The organism is Streptomyces sp. NPDC034103 (assembly GCF_055575395.1).
The window spans coordinates 667,484-687,121 of record NZ_JBVISS010000003.1; the positions used below are offsets into that span (position 1 = coordinate 667,484).

Annotated in this window: 10 protein-coding genes and 1 pseudogene; 5 read left to right on the forward strand and 6 right to left on the reverse strand. The window is 72.8% G+C overall.

The genetic code is table 11. The annotated features are described in order from the left end of the window. Nucleotides 1-6: 6 nt before the first annotated feature. The 3 genes from trmB to ACZ56U_RS09335 all read right to left on the reverse strand — a co-directional run bounded on the left by trmB (nucleotide 7) and on the right by ACZ56U_RS09335 (nucleotide 3,837). Nucleotides 7-819, reverse strand: coding sequence for a tRNA (guanosine(46)-N7)-methyltransferase TrmB (gene trmB / locus ACZ56U_RS09325; RefSeq protein WP_469083385.1), 813 nt, complete (start codon nucleotides 817-819; stop codon nucleotides 7-9). 299 nt (nucleotides 820-1,118) lie between these two features. Further along, nucleotides 1,119-2,360 (reverse strand): L-2-hydroxyglutarate oxidase, encoded by a 1,242-nt coding sequence (gene lhgO, locus ACZ56U_RS09330; protein ID WP_469083386.1) that lies wholly within the window; start codon nucleotides 2,358-2,360, stop codon nucleotides 1,119-1,121. Nucleotides 2,361-2,412: 52 nt separating this feature from the next. Next, nucleotides 2,413-3,837 (reverse strand): MFS transporter, encoded by a 1,425-nt coding sequence (locus ACZ56U_RS09335; RefSeq protein ID WP_469083387.1) that lies wholly within the window; start codon nucleotides 3,835-3,837, stop codon nucleotides 2,413-2,415. Nucleotides 3,838-4,519: 682 nt separating this feature from the next. On the opposite strand from ACZ56U_RS09335, the gene ACZ56U_RS09340 reads away from it, so the two are divergent. Beyond that, a complete protein-coding gene (locus ACZ56U_RS09340; protein WP_469083388.1) occupies nucleotides 4,520-6,613 on the forward strand; it encodes an asparagine synthase-related protein in 2,094 nt (697 codons plus the stop codon). Between the two features lie 484 nt (nucleotides 6,614-7,097). After that, a pseudogene (locus ACZ56U_RS09345) lies at nucleotides 7,098-10,582 on the forward strand (AfsR/SARP family transcriptional regulator). Here the strand turns inward: ACZ56U_RS09345 and ACZ56U_RS09350 are convergent. Both ACZ56U_RS09350 and ACZ56U_RS09355 read right to left on the reverse strand, forming a co-directional pair. Further along, the gene (locus ACZ56U_RS09350; protein ID WP_469083389.1) at nucleotides 10,569-12,491 is read right to left on the reverse strand and encodes a sigma-70 family RNA polymerase sigma factor; all 1,923 of its coding nucleotides are present in this window, start codon (nucleotides 12,489-12,491) and stop codon (nucleotides 10,569-10,571) included. The pseudogene ACZ56U_RS09345 and the gene ACZ56U_RS09350 sit on opposite strands and share 14 nt — an antisense overlap. A 278-nt stretch (nucleotides 12,492-12,769) precedes the next feature. Further along, the gene (locus ACZ56U_RS09355) at nucleotides 12,770-13,534 is read right to left on the reverse strand and encodes a TetR/AcrR family transcriptional regulator (RefSeq protein ID WP_469083390.1); all 765 of its coding nucleotides are present in this window, start codon (nucleotides 13,532-13,534) and stop codon (nucleotides 12,770-12,772) included. A 376-nt stretch (nucleotides 13,535-13,910) separates the two neighbouring features. On the opposite strand from ACZ56U_RS09355, the gene ACZ56U_RS09360 reads away from it, so the two are divergent. Both ACZ56U_RS09360 and ACZ56U_RS09365 read left to right on the forward strand, forming a co-directional pair. Further along, nucleotides 13,911-15,290, forward strand: coding sequence for an NAD(P)/FAD-dependent oxidoreductase (locus tag ACZ56U_RS09360; RefSeq protein ID WP_469083418.1), 1,380 nt, complete (start codon nucleotides 13,911-13,913; stop codon nucleotides 15,288-15,290). A 169-nt stretch (nucleotides 15,291-15,459) separates the two neighbouring features. After that, nucleotides 15,460-17,100 (forward strand): ATP-binding SpoIIE family protein phosphatase, encoded by a 1,641-nt coding sequence (locus tag ACZ56U_RS09365; protein WP_469083391.1) that lies wholly within the window; start codon nucleotides 15,460-15,462, stop codon nucleotides 17,098-17,100. Nucleotides 17,101-17,169: 69 nt separating this feature from the next. Here the strand turns inward: ACZ56U_RS09365 and ACZ56U_RS09370 are convergent, their stop codons facing one another. Then, complete coding sequence (locus ACZ56U_RS09370; RefSeq protein ID WP_469083419.1) at nucleotides 17,170-18,435, reverse strand: MFS transporter; 1,266 nt, start codon at nucleotides 18,433-18,435, stop codon at nucleotides 17,170-17,172. Nucleotides 18,436-18,576: 141 nt separating this feature from the next. On the opposite strand from ACZ56U_RS09370, the gene ACZ56U_RS09375 reads away from it, so the two are divergent. Beyond that, nucleotides 18,577-19,140, forward strand: a complete 564-nt coding sequence (locus tag ACZ56U_RS09375; protein ID WP_469083392.1) for a MarR family winged helix-turn-helix transcriptional regulator — start codon at nucleotides 18,577-18,579, stop codon at nucleotides 19,138-19,140. Nucleotides 19,141-19,638: the final 498 nt, after the last annotated feature.

A 19,638-nucleotide genomic window follows, 5' to 3' on the forward strand; every position in this document is an offset into this window, starting at 1 on the left:
GTTGTCCTACCGCTGTACGCGCCGGAACAACAGGTCGTTCACGACATGTCCCTTCTCCAGTCCCTGGCCCTCGAAACGGGTCAGCGGCCGGTACTCCGGACGCGGTGCGAAACCCCCGTCGGCCTGGGTGTTCTCGAAGTCCGGGTGCGCCGTGAGGACCTCGAGCATCTGTTCGGCGTACGGCTCCCAGTCGGTCGCGCAGTGCACGATCGCCCCAGGCTTCAGCCGGGTCGCGGCCAGGGTGAGGAACTCCGGCTGGATCAGCCGCCGCTTGTGGTGCCGCTTCTTGGGCCAGGGGTCGGGGAAGTAGACGCGCAGCCCGTCCAGCGCGTCCGGGGCGAGCATCTCGCGCAGCAGGATGATGGCGTCGCCGTTGGCGACCCGGACGTTGGAGAGCCCGTGCTGGTCGGCGAGGCTGAGCAGGTTGCCCTGGCCGGGGGTGTGGACGTCGACGGCGAGGATGTTGGTGCCCGGGTCGGCGGCCGCCATCCGCGCGGTGGCCTCGCCCATCCCGAACCCGATCTCCAGCACCACCGGGTTGTCGTTGCCGAACAGCTCCGCGGGCTCGATCACCCGCTGCCCGTCGATGTCCAGCCCCCATTTGGGCCACAGCCGCTGCAAGGCGTCCGCCTGCCCGGCCGTCACCCGGCTCCGGCGCGGCTGGAAGCTCCGGATCCGCCGCTCGAAGTGCGACCCGGCGGGATCGGCTTTCGGCCCGTCGGGAAAGCGCGGCTCCCCCTTGGTCCGGGTGTGCCGAACGGGCACACCGGGGGTGTGGGCGGACTGGGACGCGTCGGGGGCGTTGGGGGAGTCAGACACAGTGGGGTCGATTTTACGGGGACGGGGGCGAGCGCATCCCGAGGGACGCCGGTGCAGGCAATCTCAGCCCGTCCGGCGTCCGAGGACGAGACCCTTCGGGCCGATCGGGGTCAGGGGCGGAGCCCCAGCGGGGTCGAAGGGGCGGCAGCCCCTGGGGTCGGGACGGGGTAGGGGCGCCGGGGGCGAGAACCCCCGCACCGCAGCCACCACGCCCCGTCACACGGGGCGGTAGCCCCTGGGGTCGGTACGGGGTAGGGGCGCCGGGGGCGAGACCCCCCGCACCGCAGCACCACGCCCCCTCACACGCCCCCCAGCGCGGCCAGCGCTCTCCTCGCCACCTCCCGCCCGATCGGCAGCGAGGCCGTCGCCGCCGGGGACGGCGCGTTCAGCACGTGCACGGTCCGCGGGCCCTCCTTGATCAGGAAGTCGTCCACCAGCGTCCCGTCCCGCAGCACCGCCTGCGCCCGCACCCCCGCCGCCGCGGGCACCAGGTCGTCCTGCCGCACCGCGGGCAGCAGTCTGCGCACCGCCTCGGTGAACGCCGCCCTGGACACCGACCGCCGCAGCTCACCGGCCCCGTACCGCCAGTGCCGCCGCGCTATCCGCCACGACCCGGGCCAGGCCAGCGTCGCGCCGAGTTCCCGGGGCTTCACGACCCCCCACCCGTACCCCTCGCGGGCCAGCGCCGGCACCGCGTTGGGCCCGATGTGCACGCCGCTGTCGATCCCGCGGGTGAGATGCACCCCGAGGAAGGGGAACGCCGGGTCGGGCACCGGGTAGACCAGCCCCTTCACCAGCTCGGGCCGCGCGAGGGTGAAGTACTCGCCCCGGAACGGCACGATCCGCATCCCGGGGTCGTCCCCGGTCAGCCGCGCCACCTCGTCGCAGTGCAGCCCGGCGCAGTTCACCAGCACGCGCGCCCGTACGACGTCCCCGGCGCTCGTGCGCACGGCCACGCCGAGCTCGGGCCGGCGGTCGACCCGCTCGACCCGGGCGCCGTAGCGGATGTCCGCGCCCGAGGCCTCCGCCAGCTGCCGGGCGACCCCGGTGAAGTCGCAGATGCCGGTCGTGCCGACGTGTATGGCCGCCAGTCCGCGCACCTCCGGCTCGTACTCCGTGATCTGCGCGGGGCCCATCTCGCGCACCGGAATGCCGTTCTCCCGGCCGCGCTGCACGAGCGCGTGCAGGCGCGGCAGCTCCGAGCGCTCGGTGGCGACGATCAGCTTCCCGGTCACGGCGTGCGCGATGCCGTACTCGGCGCAGAACTTCACCATCTCGGCGGCGCCCTCGACCGCGTACCGCGCCTTCAGCGACCCCGGCCGGTAGTAGATCCCGCTGTGGATCACCCCGCTGTTCCGCCCGGTCTGATGCCGGGCGGGCCCCTCCTCCTTCTCCAGCACGGTCACCCGCGTCCCCGGAACGGCACGCGTGATCGCATACGCCGTCGACAACCCGACGATCCCGCCCCCGACCACGAGCACGTCGCAGTCATAAGCGATCTCCGGCCGCACCTGCACCACCTCCCGCTCTAGATAGTGCACTGCGCCACTGACAGAGCCTTCAAACGCGGGGGACGGCGGCAGGCGCCACGGCCTAGGCCGGGGCCATCAGCAGGGGTCGGGCGCGCTCCCGCAACTCGACGACCCGCGGCTCGTCGCCGTAGGGCTCCAGTCGGTGGAGGAGATCCTTCACGTACTCGGTGGTGCGGGCCGACGAGATGCGCCCCGCGACCTCCACCGCCCGTACGCCCTGCTCGCACGCGGCATCGAGGTTGCCCGACTCCAGCTCCGCCACCGCCGACACCACCAGCCGCAGCCCGTGCGACCGTACGAACTCCTCCGTCGGCTTCGACAGGGCCTGCTCGGTGAACCTGCGGACCTGTCGTGGTGCCTTGAGGTCCCGGTAGCACTCGGCGGCGTCCGCGGCGAAGCGGTCGTAGGAGTAGAAGCCCAGCCACGACGGGTCCTGGTCTCCGTCCCGGGAGCGCTCCAGCCATCCCTCGGCCGCCTTCAGCGCGGCCCCGGCGGCCTGCGCGTCACCCGCGCGGGCGTGCGCACGTGCCTCGACGAGCCGGAAGAAGCTCATGGTGCGGGCCGTGGCCAGACCACGGTTGCGCTCCAGCGCGGCCTGGGCGAGGTCGACGCCCTCGTCGCCGAAGCCCCGGTAGGTCGCCTGCAAGGACATCGATGCCAGCACATACCCGCCGAGGGGTACGTCGGCTGCCGCGCGGGCCAGCCGCAACGCCTGGATGTAGTACCTCTGCGCCGCCTCCTGCTGACCGGTGTCGAAGGCCATCCACCCGGCCAGCCGGGTCAGTTCGGCGGAGGCGCCGAACAGGGCACGGCCCACCTCGTCGGAGTACGAGCCGAGCAGCAGCGGTGCCGCCTCCACCCGTAAGCACTCCGGCACCATGGACGAACGCCAGTCGCCGCCTCCGTACTTGGAGTCCCAGCGCCTGGCGTCCTCGGCGGCCTCCCGCAGCTTCTGCACATCGCTGTGGCCGACTTTGAGCGGTGCGCCGGAGGCTTCCGCGGAGTTCACCTCGCGCGCGACCGAACTGTCGGCCGGGGTTATCAGCCACCGTGAGGCGGGCGTCGCGTAGGCGCTCACCGCGAAGGAGCCGGCCAGCGACTGCCAGATGCCGCCGGCACCGGAACGGCGCCCGGCGAGGTCCAGCCGGTACAGCTCCGTGGCCGAGCGGACGGCCTGTCCGACGTCCCTGGGGAAGGCGAGGCCCACTTCGGGCGCGGGGTCCGCGTCCGCCAGGCCGATCTCGTGGAGCGGTACCGGGCGGCCGAGCTTATGGCCGATCGCGGCGGCGATGAGGTGCGGCGCGGCGCCCTGCGGCACCATGCCTTTCGACACCCAGCGCGCCACCGAGGTCTTGTCGTAGCGAAGAGTCAACCCGCGTTGAGCGCCAAGATCGTTGACGCGACGCGCGAGTCCTGCGTTGCTGATTCCCGCGAGGGCGAGAACGGCGCCGAGTTTTTCGTTCGGCCCGCGTTGCTCCCTGGACATGCGCCACCCCTCGACACAGACGGCTGCCGCGCTGGCATAACCACCCGGCATTCGTAAACCCAGCGTAGTTCGCCGGATCCCAAGCGTTAAGAGGCATTGTTCCGGATGGCGGGATTGTGGTCCGTACGCGCGTACGGGCTCCATACGCACCGTTGCGTCGTGCTCCCGCTGTGTGGCCGTGCGCCTGCGCGTGCGCTCTTCTCCGGCCATCGGGGGAGCGGTTCCATGGATCGTGCGTGGGTCGGCCCGCTGTACTGGATCCAGTGGGCTGGGGGATTCCGCCGCCTCCATCCCCGCGGGTGGTGGAACGGTCCGGGGGGCGAACTCCGTTCCCCGGACTGCGCGTTGCCGATGCGGTGCGCAGAGCCTGTACGGAGCGTGCGCGAGCCTGTCCCCGCTTCGCCAACTTGGCCGAAAACCGACCCAGCGCCCTGCGGTCAAATACCGCTCCCACCACGGAAATTGACGGCGCGAAGGGCGTTCTGGGGGAGCGTATCGGGGGCGCATTCGCGTCGCAGACCTCCCGCCCCGTACAGGCGTCCGCCTCTTCACCGGCACGCGCGCGACGGCGCGTTGCCCGGCGCTCAAGCGGCTCCACCGCCTCTCCGGCGAGCCTCCTTCATGGCAGCATGGGGACCGGTTCGTTCGGTGCACTGGTGGTCCACAGCCTGTGGAGGCGTCGATGCGGTGGTTGGTGGGGTGGAGCAGCACCGCAGCGGGGGCAGTCGAGATCGGCTCCGCGGGGGCGACGGGCGGCGACGGCGAGACCGTGCATCCGGTGGGCTCCCAACTCCTGTGGGGCGACCCCGATCCGCTGTGGGCGGTCGGCGACTGGCGCCCCGACGAGGTGCGGGTGGTGCGGGCCGACGCGCAGAACCGCATCGCTGTCCTCGGCACCTGCGGGGCGACGGACGAACAGCTCAGGGTCGGTCTCTTCGCCGCGCGCGGAGGCGCCCTGCGGCATCTGACGGCCTGGCCCGGCAGCTACACGGCCATCGTCCAGGCGGGCCGCCGGATCACCGTCTGCGGCGATCTCGCGGGCGCGCGCCCGGTCTTCTACACCCCCTGGTCGGGCGGCACGGCGTACGCGACCGCCGCCCTCCCGCTCGCCGACCTCATCGAGGCCAACCTCGACTTCGGACATCTCGCCGCCCTGCTCGCCGCCCCTGACGTGCCGGCCGCGCTGCACGACTCCACCCCGTACGACGGCGTGCGGCGCATTCCGCCGGGGCACGCGCTGATCCTGCGCACCGGCGCGCGCGAGATCGCCGGGTATGAGCCGGTCGCCTCCCTCGCCGTGGCCGCGCCCTCGGCCGACCCGGACAGCGCCGTGGACGCCGTACGGGACGCGCTGGTGGAGGCGGTACGCGCGCGTCTGTCGGCACCTCGGCACGTGCCCGGCGCCGACATCGACCCCGGGCCGGTCCCGGGCATGGGCCCCGCCGAACGGCGTGCCGCGCGCGGGATGCCGGTCCCGGGGATCGGGGCGGACCTGTCGGGCGGGCCGGCGTCGGGAACGCTGGCGCTGCTGGCCGCGGGTCTGCCGGGCATGCCGGGCACGGTCCTCGGCCACGGCACGGGCGCCGGTGAGCGGCTGCTGGCGGTCACCTTCAACGACCTGGTCGTCGGCGGCCGGGAGGCCGAGGTGGAACGGGCGGGCTCGCTGGCGGCCAACCCGCGCCTGCACCACGTGGTGGTGGCCGGCGGCGAGGAGACACTGCCGTACGCCGACCTGGACGGCCCGCTGACCGACGAGCCGGCCCCGTCCCTGGTGACGGCCGCCCGCCACCGCGCGCGCCTGGCCTCGGGCAGCGCCGACCACTTCACCGGCTACGGCGCCCGCCAGGTCCTGGACGCGCACCCCGCGCGTCTCGCGGACCTCCTGATGGACCGCAAGCGCCGCCACCTGGTCCGCCCGGTCGCCGCGCTGGCCAAGGCGGACGGCTCGGTGCTGGTCCCCGCGCGCGTGTACGGCGCGGCGCGGCGTCTGGCCCGCACCCCCTACCGCACCGGCCTGGAGGTGCTCGCCGACCGCCTGATGGCACGCAGCTTCGACGAACCGGGCGGCGCGGTGGGTGCCTCCCTGGCGGCCCTCACCTGGGCCAGACCGGGCCCGGCGGCACGGTGGCTGACCGGGGAGGCACTGGCTGAAGTATCGGTTCGTCTTCAGAGTGCGACGAGCCGCTCGGGCGTCGGCCCGGGACAACACCCCGGCGACTACCGCGCGCGTGCGGCACTGGCACGCACCGCCGCGGACGTACGCATCCTCGAGCAGGCCGCCGAGATCCGCTTCCAGCGGCTGCACGCCCCCTTCCTCGACAACCAGGTCGTCCGCGCCTGCCGCGCCCTTCCGGAAGCCCTGCGCGTCCAGCCCGGAGCCCGGGCGGCGATCCTGCGCACGGTCCTCGAGGGCGCGGGCGTCGCCGACCTCCCGCCCGGCTGGGGCGCCCCCTCCCACGCCTCCGCGGCGGTGGCGGCCCGCACCGGACTCCGGGTGGCGGCCGACTCCCTGATGTCCCTCTTCGGCACGCCGCTCCTCGCGGAAGCGGGCCTGGTCGAGGCCCGGGTCGTCCGCAAGGCCCTCCGCGCGGCGGCGGAAGGCGAACCCCTCCCCCTGGACGGCCTCGCCGACCTCGTCTCCCTGGAACTCTGGCTCCGCCGCCTCCTCTCCCGCCGAGGCACCTGCTGGACCGGCACCCCGGCCCGAGCCCGCGCGGTACCGGCGGGGATCACACCGCAGAGGGGGGCGTTGGGGGCGGGGGCTCGGAGGGGGTAGGGGGTGTCTGGGGGGGGTGTCTTCAGCCCGTCCGGCGTCAGCGGACGAGGGTGCGTGTCCTTCAGCCCGTCCGGCGCCAGAGGATGAGGGTGCGTGTCCTTCAGCCCGTCCGGCGTTTGAGGATGAGGGTGCGTGTCCTTCAGCCCGTCCGGCGTTTGAGGACGAGGCCCCTTCAGGGCCGACGGGGGTCTGGGGGCGGAGCCCCCAGGAGGCGGCGGGGTTGAAGGGGCGGCAGCCCCTGGGGGATGGGACGGGTAGGGGCGGCGGGGGCGAGAAAAGACCCCCGCGAACCCCCGCGACCTTCCGCGAACCCCCGCGAACCCCCGGCGACCTTCCGCGAACCCCCGCGACCATCCGTGAACCCCCGCGAACCCCCGCGAACCCCCGCGATCCCCCACGGCACCGTGCACCCCCCACCCGCCCCAACACACGCCACGCCCCAAAATCCCGCGCCCCCCACAGCCACCCCGGCGACAATGACCCGGTGCGGTACAGAATCCTGGGCGTCACCCAGGCCGAGGACGACCACGGCACCGTCATACCCTTGGCCGGCCCCCGCCTACGGGCCCTGCTCACCTCCCTGGCCCTCCGCCCCGGCACCCTCACCACCCCCGACACCCTGATCGACGACGTCTGGGCGGCAGACCCGCCCCAGGACGCCCCCGCCGCCCTCCAGGCCCTCGTCGGCCGCCTCCGCCGCACCCTCGGCAAGGACACCGTCGCCTCCGTCCCCGGCGGCTACCGCCTCACCGCCACCCGTGACGACGTCGACCTGTACGTCTTCGAACGGCTCACCCGCCAAGGCACCGAGGCCCTCCACCGCGGCGACCCCCGAACCGCCACCCGCACCCTGGACGAGGCCCTCGCCCTGTGGCGCGGCCCCGCCCTCGCCGACCTCCCCGACCACACCGCCGCGACCCGCCCGGAGACCCGACGCCTGGAGGCGCTCCGCACCCGCGCCGAGGCCGCGCTGCGACAGGGCCGGGCCCAGGACGTCGTACCGGAGCTGACCGAACTGACCACGGCGCACCCGTACGACGAACCGCTGCACGCCCTCCTCATCCGCGCCCTGCGTGACACCGGCCGCAACGCGGACGCGCTCGCCGCGTACGAGTCGGCCCGCCACACCCTGTCGAACGCCCTCGGCACCGACCCGGGCCCACAGCTCCGTTCCCTGCACGCGGACCTGCTCAGCCCGTCACCCACACGGCCCACCGCGCCCGTGCCGCCCACGGCACCCACGGCACCCACGGCACCCACGGCACCCACGCCGCTTACGCAGGCACCCCCCTCCCCACCACCCGCCCGCCCCGGCAACCTCCGTCCCCGCCTTACCTCTTTCGTGGGCCGGGAACCCGAGCTCGACGCCATCCGTTCCGAACTGCACAGGGCCCGCCTCGTCACCCTCACCGGACCGGGCGGCTCGGGAAAGACCCGTCTCGCCGAGGAAGCCGCCGCCGGGCGACCAGAGGCGTGGCTCGTCGAGCTGGCGCCGCTCGACCGGCCGGAGGCGGTGCCAGGGGCGGTGGTCAGCGCGCTCGGTCTGCGGGAGACCAAGCTGATCACCACCGAGCTGACACCCCAGCAGGACGACCCGCTCGCCCTGCTCGTCGAGTACTGCGCCCCGCGCAGCCAACTCCTGATCCTTGACAACTGCGAACATGTCATCGAAGCGGCGGCCCATCTCGCCGAGACCCTGCTGACCCGCTGCCCGGGGCTCACGATCCTCGCCACCAGCCGCGAACCCCTGGGCGTCCCCGGGGAGTCCGTGCGCCCGGTCGAACCCCTCCTGCCCGACCAGGCCCACCGCCTCTTCACCGAGCGCGCGACGGCGGTCCGCCCCGACGCGGACGTCGTCCTCCGCGACACCGAGGCCGTCACCGAGATCTGCCGCCGCCTCGACGGACTGCCGCTCGCCATCGAACTGGCGGCCGCGCGGCTGCGTCTGCTCACCCCGCGCCAGATCGCCGACCGCCTCGACGACCGCTTCCGCCTCCTCACCTCCGGGAGCCGTACCGTCCTGCCCCGCCAGCAGACCCTGCGCGCGGTCGTCGACTGGTCCTGGGACCTGCTCGACGAGCGGGAGCGCAGGGTGCTGATCGAGGTGTCCGTCTTCGCCGGCGGCTGGGACCTCGCCGCCGCGGAGGCCGTGTGCACCGGCCCCGCCGCGGAGCTGATCGGGGCGCTCGTCGACAAGTCCCTGATCGTCGCCGCCCCGCACGAGGGACTCGACGGCGTCGGCGGTGCCGCCATGCGCTACCGCATGCTGGAGACGATCCACGAGTACGCCGTGGAGCGCGCCGCCGAGGACCCCGCCGTGCACGCCGCGGCCCTGCGCCGGCACCGCGCGTGGGCGCGTGCCCTGGCCGAGGAGGCCGAGCCCGAGCTGCGTTCCGCCGGTCAGCTCCCGTGGATCTCCCGCCTGGAGACGGACCTGGACAACATCCGCGCGGCCCTGCACCGCGCGATCGAGGCGGGGGACGAGACCGAGGCCGCCGCCCTGGCCCTCGCGATGACCTGGTTCTGGTGGCTGCGCAACTACCGCAGGGAGGGCGCGGACTGGGCCGGGCAGGTGCTGCGGCTGGGCGCGGCCCTGGACGCGGCCGGCGGCACGCTCCCCGCCGAACCGGACGCGGTGTGCGCCCTGATGACCTCCGTGGACCCCGTCGACGCCTTCCTCGCCGCCCCGACGGTGAGACGCACCACCCGCTGCACGTCCTGCGGATGGACGTCAGGATGCTGCATCTCTTCCTCATGGCCGACGCCGAGCCGCCCCTGGACGGGCTGGACGAGCGGATGCGCCGTTACGTGGCACGGATCGGGGCCCACTTCGAGAAGGGCGGGCCACCGGCGGCCCGGCTGCCGGGCGTGGCCTGGCCGGTGACGCTCTTCATCTTCCCCGGCCCGGTGGAGGACACGCGGCCGGTGCTGGACAGGGCGGTCGCCAACTGCCGCGTCCACGGCGGCGCCTGGGAGACCGGAGTCGTGCTGATGTTCCGCACGCACATGGTCGTCGACTCTCCCGGGGGCATGGACGGCATCGACGAGGACCTCGCCGAACTGCGGGTGCTCAGCCGGCGGGTCGGCGACCGCTGGCTGCGCGCCCAGGTGTGCAGCGCCGCGGGCGAGGCGGCCATGGCGCGGGGCCGCTCCGAGGAGGCCCGGGGCGACTACGAGGAGGCGTTGCGGCTCGCCCACGAGGTGGGGGCACACACCGAGAAGCCGTTCCTGCTGGCGCGGCTCGCCGAGATCGCCTTCCGCGCGGGCGACCGTACGACGGCGGTGGCCACGCTGGACGAGGCGAGCGCGATGGCCGCGCGGTATGCCGTGGCGGACTCGGAGGCCTTCGTGCTGCTTCAGCGGGCCTGGCTGGCGCTGGACGAGAAGGACGCCGCTCGCGCGCGCGAGTTGTACGAGGCGGCTCGGGCGGCCATGGAGCGGGGCACGCCGCCCCCGCAGTTCAGAGTGATGCTGCGGTCGGTCGACGCCATGGTGTCGGCGGCCGAGTCCGGTCCCGCGGCCGCCCTGTCGAAGCTGGCCGACGCGCTCCGCACGGCGATCGAGACACGATGCTCGGACGTCATCAGGGCGGCGCTCGCCGACAGCACGGCGGGCCTGCTGACCGAGCTCGGCGACCACCCCCGCGCGGCCCGTCTGCTCGCCGTCGGCGACCGCTGGCGGGACGGCAACCCGCGGTCCATGCCGGAGCGGGCGGACGCTGAACGCGCCGAGGCCGACACCCGCGCGGCTCTCGGCGAGGAGCGTTACGCGGCGGAGTACACCAGGGGCTCGGCCCTCACCCCGGACGACGTCCTCGGCGAACTCGACGACGCCCTGCGCATCCTGCCCACAGCCACAGCCACAGCCACAGCCACAGCCACAGCCACAGCCACAGCCACAGCCGTCACCCTGGCCGAGGCTCCTACCGCCCTCACCGCCGCCGCGGACCCGCCCGCTAGGCGCACCTGAACTTCGACTCCGCCCAGTCCGCGAGCGCCAGGTCGTCGAAGGGGCTGTGCGGCTCCACCACCAGCCGTACGCTGTCGCGTCCGGCGAGGTTCACATGCACCGGCACCGCCGCGTCCCCGCCCTCGACCAGCCCGGACTTCCACAGCCGCACCCCGTCCGCGTAGACGGAGAAGTACACCTTGCCCAGCCCCAGCGCCATGTCGTCCACGCCGACCAGCGCGTCATAGGTGGTGCAGGCGCGGTTGAGGTCGATGGTGACGGAGGACCGGCCGTGGACGGTGACGCCGTGCTCGTACCGCGTGCCGCCGATCGAGACGCCGTAGCGCTGCCACACCCAGCTGCTCTCGGCGATCCGCATCTCCGGTCGGGTGCCGTCGCCGCTGACGTCGTAGGCCAGCGCGCTCCACTGGTAGACGGCCGGCGCGGGCGGCGGGGTCGGGGTGGGGGTGGGTGTGGGGCTCGGCCTGGGTTTCGGCTTCGGCTTCGGCTTCGGCTTCGGGGTGGGTTTCGGCTTGGGGGTGGGGGTCGCGCTGGTCCTGGGAGCCGGTGTGGGGGTGGGTGTCGGGGGCGGGGTCGGGGCGGGGGCGATGACCGGTGGGGCGGCGGCGGGCTCCTTCCGCGGCGGGTTGGGCACGTTCTCGGCCGGCTTCACCACCGGGGTGGTGGCGGGCGGGCGCGCCTCGGGCTTGCTGTCGACCGGCGTGTCGTCGTTGGCCAGGGCGAGCGCCACCACCACGCCCACCGCGACCATGGCGCCGGCGGCGAGGCCGACCTTCACCGGCATGCCCACGCCCTCGGAGGCGGCCGCACCCCCGCCCGCGCCCGCGCCGGAGGAGCCACCGCCCGCCGCCGCGGCCGCGCCCGCGACACCCGCCGCGCCCGCGCCCGTGCCACCGGCGATGAGCGCCGCGACCTTGGCGTACCCGGCGGCGCCGAACCAGCCGATGACCGCGACCGGCACCACGGCCGGGATGCTGCTCGCGACCTCCGAGATCTGGGCGGCGGCGAGGCGGCACTTGGCGCACTCCTCCAGGTGCTTGCGCAGGCCCCGTTCGGCACGGGTGCGCAGCCGGCCACGGGCGTAGGTGCCGAGCTGGTCGGCGTAGCGGGCGCACTCCTCGTCATCGGCGAGGGCGGCGCTGACATGGGCCTGGAGGTAGGCCTGCTTGAGGCCCTCGCGGGCGCGGCTGGCGAGCACGCGCGTGCCGTTGGCGTCGAGCCCGAAGAGCGTGGCGACCTCGCTCGGCGACTCGTCCTCGACCTCGGTGTGCCACAGCACCGCCTGCCAGCGCTCGGGCAGCGACCGGAAGGCCCGCATGGCCATGGACTGCTCGGCCTCGTGCATCGCGCGCACATCGGCGCCCAGGTCCAGGGTGTCGTCGTCGGCGGGGTGGGTCACGCGCGCGGACTGCGCGGCGAACAGCGCGAAGTCGTCGACCAGTTGCTCCCGCCTGGCGGACTTCGTCCAGTGCGCGGCGACGCGGCGGACCGTCGTCAGGAGGTACGCGCGTACGGCGTGCTCGGGCCCTGAGCCGCCGCGCACCGCCTGGAGCATGCGGGCGAAGACCTCGGCCGTGAGGTCGTCGGCGGTATGGGCGTCGCGGCAGCAGGTGCGGGCGTACCGGCGTACCGCGTCCGCGTGGCGCCGGTACAGCTCCTCGTAGGCCGTGTCGTCCCCGGAGCGCATCCGGCCGATGAGGTCGGCGTCGGAGGGCGGCGCCTCGATCGGGGGCGGCAGGACGCTGTCCTCGCCCCAGTCGCGCTGGGTCGGGACGCTGTGCTCGACCGGGGCGCCGCCGACCGGCCGACGGCCTGTCCGGCCCCCCTGGCTGGGCACCTGGGGCGACACCGGATCGTTGGCCTCCGCGTCTCCGTCACCCTGTGACTCGTCCCGCCCGTCAACGCTCATCGCGGAAAGCCCCCGCCGCCTGCCCAACCAGTCACGAACACCGGGTCAGCGTGCCATATTGGCTTTTGGTCAGAACCCGTCAGCGCGGGGCTACCACTCGTCCGTGGGGATCCACCGCACCGCAGTACTAGCCCTCACCCGTCCGGGGAAGAATCAACTGACGTGGCTTGAGCGGGAGTTGGGGACGTGCCGGACAAGCCGGGCATGCCGACGGGGCGCGGGCGGCAGAGCACCCACACCCCGTCGTCACCTGATCGAGGCACCGCGTCAAGCGGCCTTTACGACGGTCGCGACCGCAGACCCTCCAGCAGGATGTCCAGCAGCCGCGCCGAGGCCGCCGCCTGCTGCGCCGCGTCCGGCAGCGAGGGCGCCGCCGTGGCGATCACCAACAGCACGTCCGCCACCGACACATCGGCCCGCAGCTCACCCGCCGCGCGCGCCCGCTCCACGAGCTGACCCACCACGTCGAGCAGCGCCGCCGCCCCCGTGTCGTCATCGGCCGCGTTCCCCGGGTCCTCCGGCACCAGCCGCAGTTCACCGGCGCCCGGCTGCGTCCGCTGCTGCGGCACCCGCGCCGCGTCGTACCCGGCGCTCTCGATGCCCTCGTCCGCCACACCCACCCGCAGCACCTGCGGCGGCAGCAGCCGCCCGGCACCCGACGCCACCGACGTCCGCAGGAAGCGCGAGAGCGCCGACCACGGCTCGTCCTCCTGACCGAGCGCCGCACGTGCCTGGTCGGTCAGCCGGGAGGTCTCCTCCTCGGCTATCCGGCGCACCAGGACGTCCTTGCTCGGGAAGCGCCGGTACACCGTGCCGACGCCGACCCGCGCGCGCCGCGCCACGTCCTCCATCGGCGCGCCGTACCCCAGCTCGCCGAAGACCTCGCGCGCCGCACGCAGTACGTGCTCCAGATTGCGCTGTGCGTCCACGCGCAGCGGGGTCGAACGCGAACCGCCGCGTCCGTTGCCCACCGCCGCGCTCATCGCTCCGCCACCTGGTGTGATGGCAGACGCGGAAGACCAATGAGAGTCCTGAACATGCATAAGCGTTCCCCCGGTAATGACGTCTCCCCCCGGAGACTCTCCCCGCCACTGAAAGCCGGAGTTGTGGGGAACACACACGGCTCACGGGCCGCCCGTCGCGGTCCCGCAGAGCGCATCCCCCTACACCCCGTCGACACACGAACATAGTTGAGAGGGGGTCAATTCAGAAGGGGCAGGTTCCGCACAGAGCGCCCCCCGATCGGAGTACGGGCCGTATACGTCCCGATTGCACCCCCCGCACGCCCCCGGCGCGCACCCGCTGACCTGCACACACTTCCCGTACGCCGTCGATTCGGCCAACCCCGCCCGCGCAGAACGCGCGGTCACACAATTTGTCGGGCCTGTGGACAAACTCAAGCGCCGGGTGCGTCATGGGGTGGTGAAGGAACGCGCGCGCATTCTCGTTGTCGGTGGCGGCTACGTCGGGATGTACACGGCCCTGCGTCTGCAACGGAGGCTGAAACAGGAACTCCGGCGCGGCGACGTCGAGATCACGGTCGTCACCCCCGACCCGTACATGACCTACCAGCCCTTCCTTCCCGAGGCGGCCGCCGGCTCCATCTCCCCTCGCCATGTCGTGGTCCCGCTGCGCCGCGTCCTCGACGCCTGCCACGTCATCGTCGGCGAGGTCACCGCCCTCGACCACGCCAAGCGCACCGCCACCCTCACCACCCTCGCCACCGAGGAGGAGGGCACGGGGGCCCGGCAGCTCACGTACGACGAACTCGTCCTCGCCCCCGGCTCCATCTCGCGCACCCTGCCCGTCCCCGGCCTCGCCGACCACGCCATCGGCTTCAAGACCGTCGAGGAGGCCATCGGACTGCGCAACCACGTCATCGAGCAGATGGACATCGCCTCCTCCACCCGCGACCCCGCGATCCGCGACGCGGCCCTGACCTTCGTCTTCGTGGGCGGCGGCTACGCGGGCGTGGAGGCACTCGGTGAGCTGGAGGACATGGCCCGCTACACCACGCGCTACTACCACAACCTCCAGCCCGAGGACCTGAAGTGGATCCTCGTGGAGGCCTCCGACCGCATCCTCCCCGAGGTCGGCGCCGAGCTGGGCCGCTACACCGTCACCCAACTGCGCCGCCGCAACATCGACGTACGCCTGAACACCCGCCTCGAATCCTGCGCCGACCGTGTCGCCGTCCTCAGCGACGGCGCCCGCTTCCCGACCCGTACGGTCGTGTGGACCGCCGGCGTCAAACCCCACCCGATCCTCGCCGCCAGCGGCCTCCCGCTCACGGACCGAGGTCGGCTGAAATGCACCCCTCAACTCACGATCGAGGGCACCACGCACGCGTGGGCGGCCGGAGACGCCGCCGCCGTCCCGGACGTCACGGCCGGCGAACCCGGCAGGGAGACCGCACCCAACGCCCAGCACGCCGTCCGCCAGGCCAAGGTCCTCGGCGACAACATCGTGCACGCGCTGCGCGGCGAGGAACTCGAGACGTACTCCCACCGTTACGTCGGCTCGGTGGCCTCCCTGGGCCTGCACAAAGGCGTCGCGCACGTCTACGGACGCAAGCTGAAGGGCTACCCTGCCTGGTTCATGCACCGCGCCTACCACCTCAGCAGGGTGCCCACCTTCAACCGCAAGGCCCGCGTCCTGGCCGAATGGACGCTCTCCGGGCTCTTCAAGAGGGAGATCGTCTCGCTGGGTTCCCTCGAACATCCCCGGGCGGAGTTCGAACTCGCGGCCGGTGGAAAGCCTCCTCAGGATCCCTCGAACGACCCGAAGGGGTCGTCCTGACCGGACCCAGGAACTCCACCGGCACGGTAGGCGTCTGACGGATGTCGACCCGGTGGGTCACACTGCCACACTGATCCCCAAGGACGGGTGGACGCCCGCCCTCCGCACCCGCGACGACCCGACACCGGGTCCGGAGCCGGCCGCAGACGACGACACGAGGCAAGGATTCGTGAACTTCACGCGCTGGAGCGCCCGGCTCCCCGGAACGCAGCGCCGCGCCGCAGCGCGGACCGACCACGAGCTCACCCCGGACCGACTCGGGGAGGGCTCCGTACCCGCGGCCCGCGCCGAACAACTCACCGACGAGGCACCGCCCGTGCCCGCCGTCGACGAACTCCCCGTACGCGAGGTGCTCGACCGCGTCCCGGCCCTCGTCGCCCTCGTCCACGGCCAGGACCACCGCCTCGCCTACGTCAACGACGCCTATGTGACGGCCTTCGGCCCGCGCGACCCCGGCCCACCCGCCCGCGAAGCCCTCCCCGAGCTCGACGAGATCGGCCTCCTCCCCCTCCTCGACCAGGTCCTGCGCAGCGGCAGGACCCGCACGGTCAAGTCCCGCAAGGCCCCCGACGGCCGCTCCTACACGTTCACCTGCACCCCGGTGACGGAAGGCGACACCGGCGCGGTCCTCGTCTTCGCCACCGACGTCACCGACCACGCCGAGGCCGCCGAACGCCTCAGGGCCAGCGAACGCCGCCAGCGCGAGACGGCCGTGACCCTCCAGCGCTCACTGCTCCCGCAGGTCCTGGAGGAACCCGACGACCTCCGCATCGCCGCCACCTACCAGCCCGGCGGCACCGAGGCCGCCGTCGGCGGCGACTGGTACGACGTCATCACCCTCGGCGGCGGCCGCACCGCCCTCGTCATCGGCGACGTCATGGGCCGGGGCGTCCGCGCGGCGGCGGTCATGGGCCAGTTGCGCACAGCGGTCCGGGCGTACGCCCGCCTGGACCTCCCCCCGCACGAGATCCTGCAACTCCTCGACGGCCTCGCCACCGAGATCGACGCCAACCAGATCGCCACCTGCGTCTACGCCATCCACGACCCCAACGAGGGCAAGCTGGTCTACGCCTCCGCCGGCCACCTCCCGATCCTGGTCCGCGACGAGAGCGGGGCGGTGCTCCGCGCGGACGAACCGACCGGCCCGCCCTTGGGCACGGGCGGCTGGGTGCACGCGTCGGGCTCGATCCCCCTGGGCCCCGGCGCCACGGCCGTGCTCTACACGGACGGCCTGGTCGAACGCCGCAACGAGGACCTGGACGAGGGCATCGCGGCACTGGAACGCGCCCTGTCCGGCGCGACCGGCACCCCCCAGGTCGTCTGCGACCGCCTGGTCCGCTCGGCCGGCGTCACCGCCGACCACGACGACGACGTGGCGGTCCTGGTCCTCCAGCAACCCGCCCGCACCGGCCCCGACAGCGACCTCTTCCGCAACGCCGCGCTGGAACTCCTCGGCGGCATCGAGGCGGCCCCACGCGCGCGTGCGTTCGCCTCCGGCGTGCTGACCAGCTGGCGGTTCCCGACGGAGCTGCACGACCTGGGGGTGCTGGCGGCGAGCGAACTGGTCGCGAACTCGCTCCAGCACGGGACACCACCCATGCGGCTGCGCCTGCGCAGGACCGACCGCCGGCTGATCATCGAGGTCACCGACGGGGACGACCATCTGCCGCGTCGCCGCCGGGCAGAGCCCGGTGACGAATCAGGCCGGGGGATCGCCATCGTGGCGACCATCGCGTCTAGCTGGGGATCACGAAGAACACCAGGAGGCGGCAAGGCCGTCTGGTGCGAGTTCGTGCTGCCCAAGGGGTAGGGGCGCAGGGCCATGTGTGGCGGCCGCGGACGCACGCGGGCCGCTCGCGCCCCCCGGAGGTGCCCCCGCTTACGCGGCGAGGGACTCCTGCTGTGCGCCGCCCTTGGCCACCACCCGGCTCCGCGCCCGCCACGGGTGGTCCTGTACGGCGGTGAGCTGCCGCCCGAGCCTGAGCGCGAGAAACGTGATGCCCACCGAGAACAGCAGGAACGTCACGACGTACGGGGCGTGCAGCGAGGCGCCCATCGGACCGCCCACCGCCGGACCCACGGCCAGAGCGAGCTGCTTCACCAGGGCGAAGGCCGAGTTGTACTGACCGGCCATCCCGGTCGGCGCGAGATCCGCGACCAGCGGGGCCACGGTCGGCGACAGCATCGCCTCACCCAGCCCGAAGAGGGCGTACGTCGAGACGAACGCGGCCGTGGCCATGGTCTGGCTGCCGTGACCGAGGCCCGCGTAACCCGCGATGACCCAGGCGAAGGCCCAGATGACACCGACAGCGGCGATCACACGGGAGCGCCGGCGCCGCTCGACGAACCTCAGCACGGCGAACTGCGCCACCACGATCATCGCGGTGTTGGCGGCCAGTGCCGTACCCAGCGCGGAGGTCGAGATCCCGGCGGCCTCGACGCCGTACGCGGCCAGACCCGACTCGAACTGGCCGTAGCAGGCGAAGAACAGCACGAAGCCCAGGACGCACAGCTGCACCATGGCCCGGTTGCCCAGCAGCTGCTTCCAGCTGCCCTTGGCGGACCGCGGCGCGCCCTCGACGTGCGGCGCGTGCGGCATGCGCACCGTCGCCATCACCACGACCAGCAGCAGGAACATCGCCGCCTCGATCGCGAACAGCAGGGTGAAGGAGGAGACGTTCGTCGTGTCGACGAGGTGACCGCCGATGAGGCCGCCGACACCGAGCCCGAGGTTCTGCAGGAAGAACTGCATCGCGAAGGCACGTGAGCGGGTCTCGGACGTGGAGCAGTCCACGATCATCGTGGCGAGCGCCGGCTGCATGACGGCCTGCCCCGCGCCGAGGGCGGCGGCGGACAGCAGCACGGTCGTCGCGTTGCTCGCGAGCCCCAGGCTCAGCGCCCCGATCGCGGCGGAGACCAGGGCGGCGAACAGCACCGGAAGCGGGCCCCGCCGCACGATCGCCCGGCCGGCGAACGGCAGCACGATCAGCGCGGCCACGGCGAAGACGGCGAGGACGAGCCCCGCCGTCACGGCCCCCAGCCCCCGCACCTGCGCCACATAGACGTACAGGTAGGGGACGGTGAAGCCGAGCCCGAACGCGCTGAGTGCGTTGCCCACGTGAATCCGGCGCATCGCCGCGCCCATGGCCCTGGTCACGTTCACCTCTCTCAGGTAGTTGGAGTCCCTCAGTACTTAGCACCGAAGACTTCAAAGCTAAAGTTCGAAGCTAAACAGTACACCTAGAAGAACTTCAACGCCAAGCAGCCCCGTGCGATACTTCGGCCCATGGGTGACACCCCCGGCAACGGCCTCGGCATCGGCGGCGAGCCGACCCTCGAAGAGCAGATCGCCGCCTACCAGCGCGAGTTCCAGGACCTCGACCCCCAGGTCGAGCAGATCGTCTCGGCGCTGTCCCGGCTGAACCGCCGGATGAACGTCGCCTACGGCCGTCAGACCTCCGCCCTCGGCATCAGCAACGCGGAGTGGGAGGTCCTCAAGGCGCTCGTTCTCTCCGGCGCCCCCTATCGGATGGGCCCCAGCGACCTCGCCAAGCGCCTCGGGCTGACGCCGGCCGCGATGACGCACCGGATCGACCGGATGGTGACAGAGGGGCTGGTGACCCGGGAGCGGGACGAGTCCAACCGCGTACGGGTGATCGTGGAGCTGACGGACGAGGGGCGTGAGAAGTGGTTGGAGGCCATGCGCATGGCCACCGTCTTCGAGGAGGAGCTCCTCCAGGACCTCTCCGCCGAGGAGCGGACCAGCCTCGGTGACGTCCTGACCCGCCTCCTGCGTCGGGTGGAGCACGCCCAGCCCGACGCCGGTGGTCGCCTCACCGACCTGGACTGATGGGCGACCGACAGGCCACCCGAAAAGATCTTGACAGGGGGTGCTTGACACGCACCCCCACGGTCCGTAGAGTTCTTCGGGTTGCCGCAGAGCCGTAACGGTTCTCCGACAGCACCTCCGCCGCATCAGCGGCACACAAACCACCAGCACGATCTCCCAACGGGATTGAATTCGGCGTGCCCGAATTGAATTCGATTTGGATTCGGCAGCTCGATTAGGAACTGCCGAGAGGATCCGCTAAGGTTTGAGACGTCGGAACGGCCCAACAGCCGCGAAGACGAGCCCCTCTGACTGGCAGTCAGGCCCGAAAGGATCTGATAGAGTCGGAACCGCCGGAAAGGGAAACGCGAGAGCGGAAACCTGGAAAGCACCGAGGAAATCGGAACCGGAAACGGTCTGATACAGTCGGAAACGCAAGACCGAAGGGAAAAGCCCGGAGGAAAGCCCGAGAGGGTGAGTACAAAGGAAGCGTCCGTTCCTTGAGAACTCAACAGCGTG

Bases quoted from the DNA above. Each gene is read 5' to 3' on its own strand.
- ACZ56U_RS09370 (WP_469083419.1), bottom strand. From the start codon at position 18,435: ATGGGCGCGGCGATGCGCCGGATTCACGTGGGCAACGCACTCAGCGCG.
- ACZ56U_RS09375 (WP_469083392.1), top strand. From the start codon at position 18,577: ATGGGTGACACCCCCGGCAACGGCCTCGGCATCGGCGGCGAGCCGACC.
- ACZ56U_RS09335 (WP_469083387.1), bottom strand. From the start codon at position 3,837: ATGTCCAGGGAGCAACGCGGGCCGAACGAAAAACTCGGCGCCGTTCTC.
- ACZ56U_RS09355 (WP_469083390.1), bottom strand. From the start codon at position 13,534: ATGCATGTTCAGGACTCTCATTGGTCTTCCGCGTCTGCCATCACACCA.
- ACZ56U_RS09350 (WP_469083389.1), bottom strand. From the start codon at position 12,491: ATGAGCGTTGACGGGCGGGACGAGTCACAGGGTGACGGAGACGCGGAG.
- ACZ56U_RS09340 (WP_469083388.1), top strand. From the start codon at position 4,520: ATGCGGTGGTTGGTGGGGTGGAGCAGCACCGCAGCGGGGGCAGTCGAG.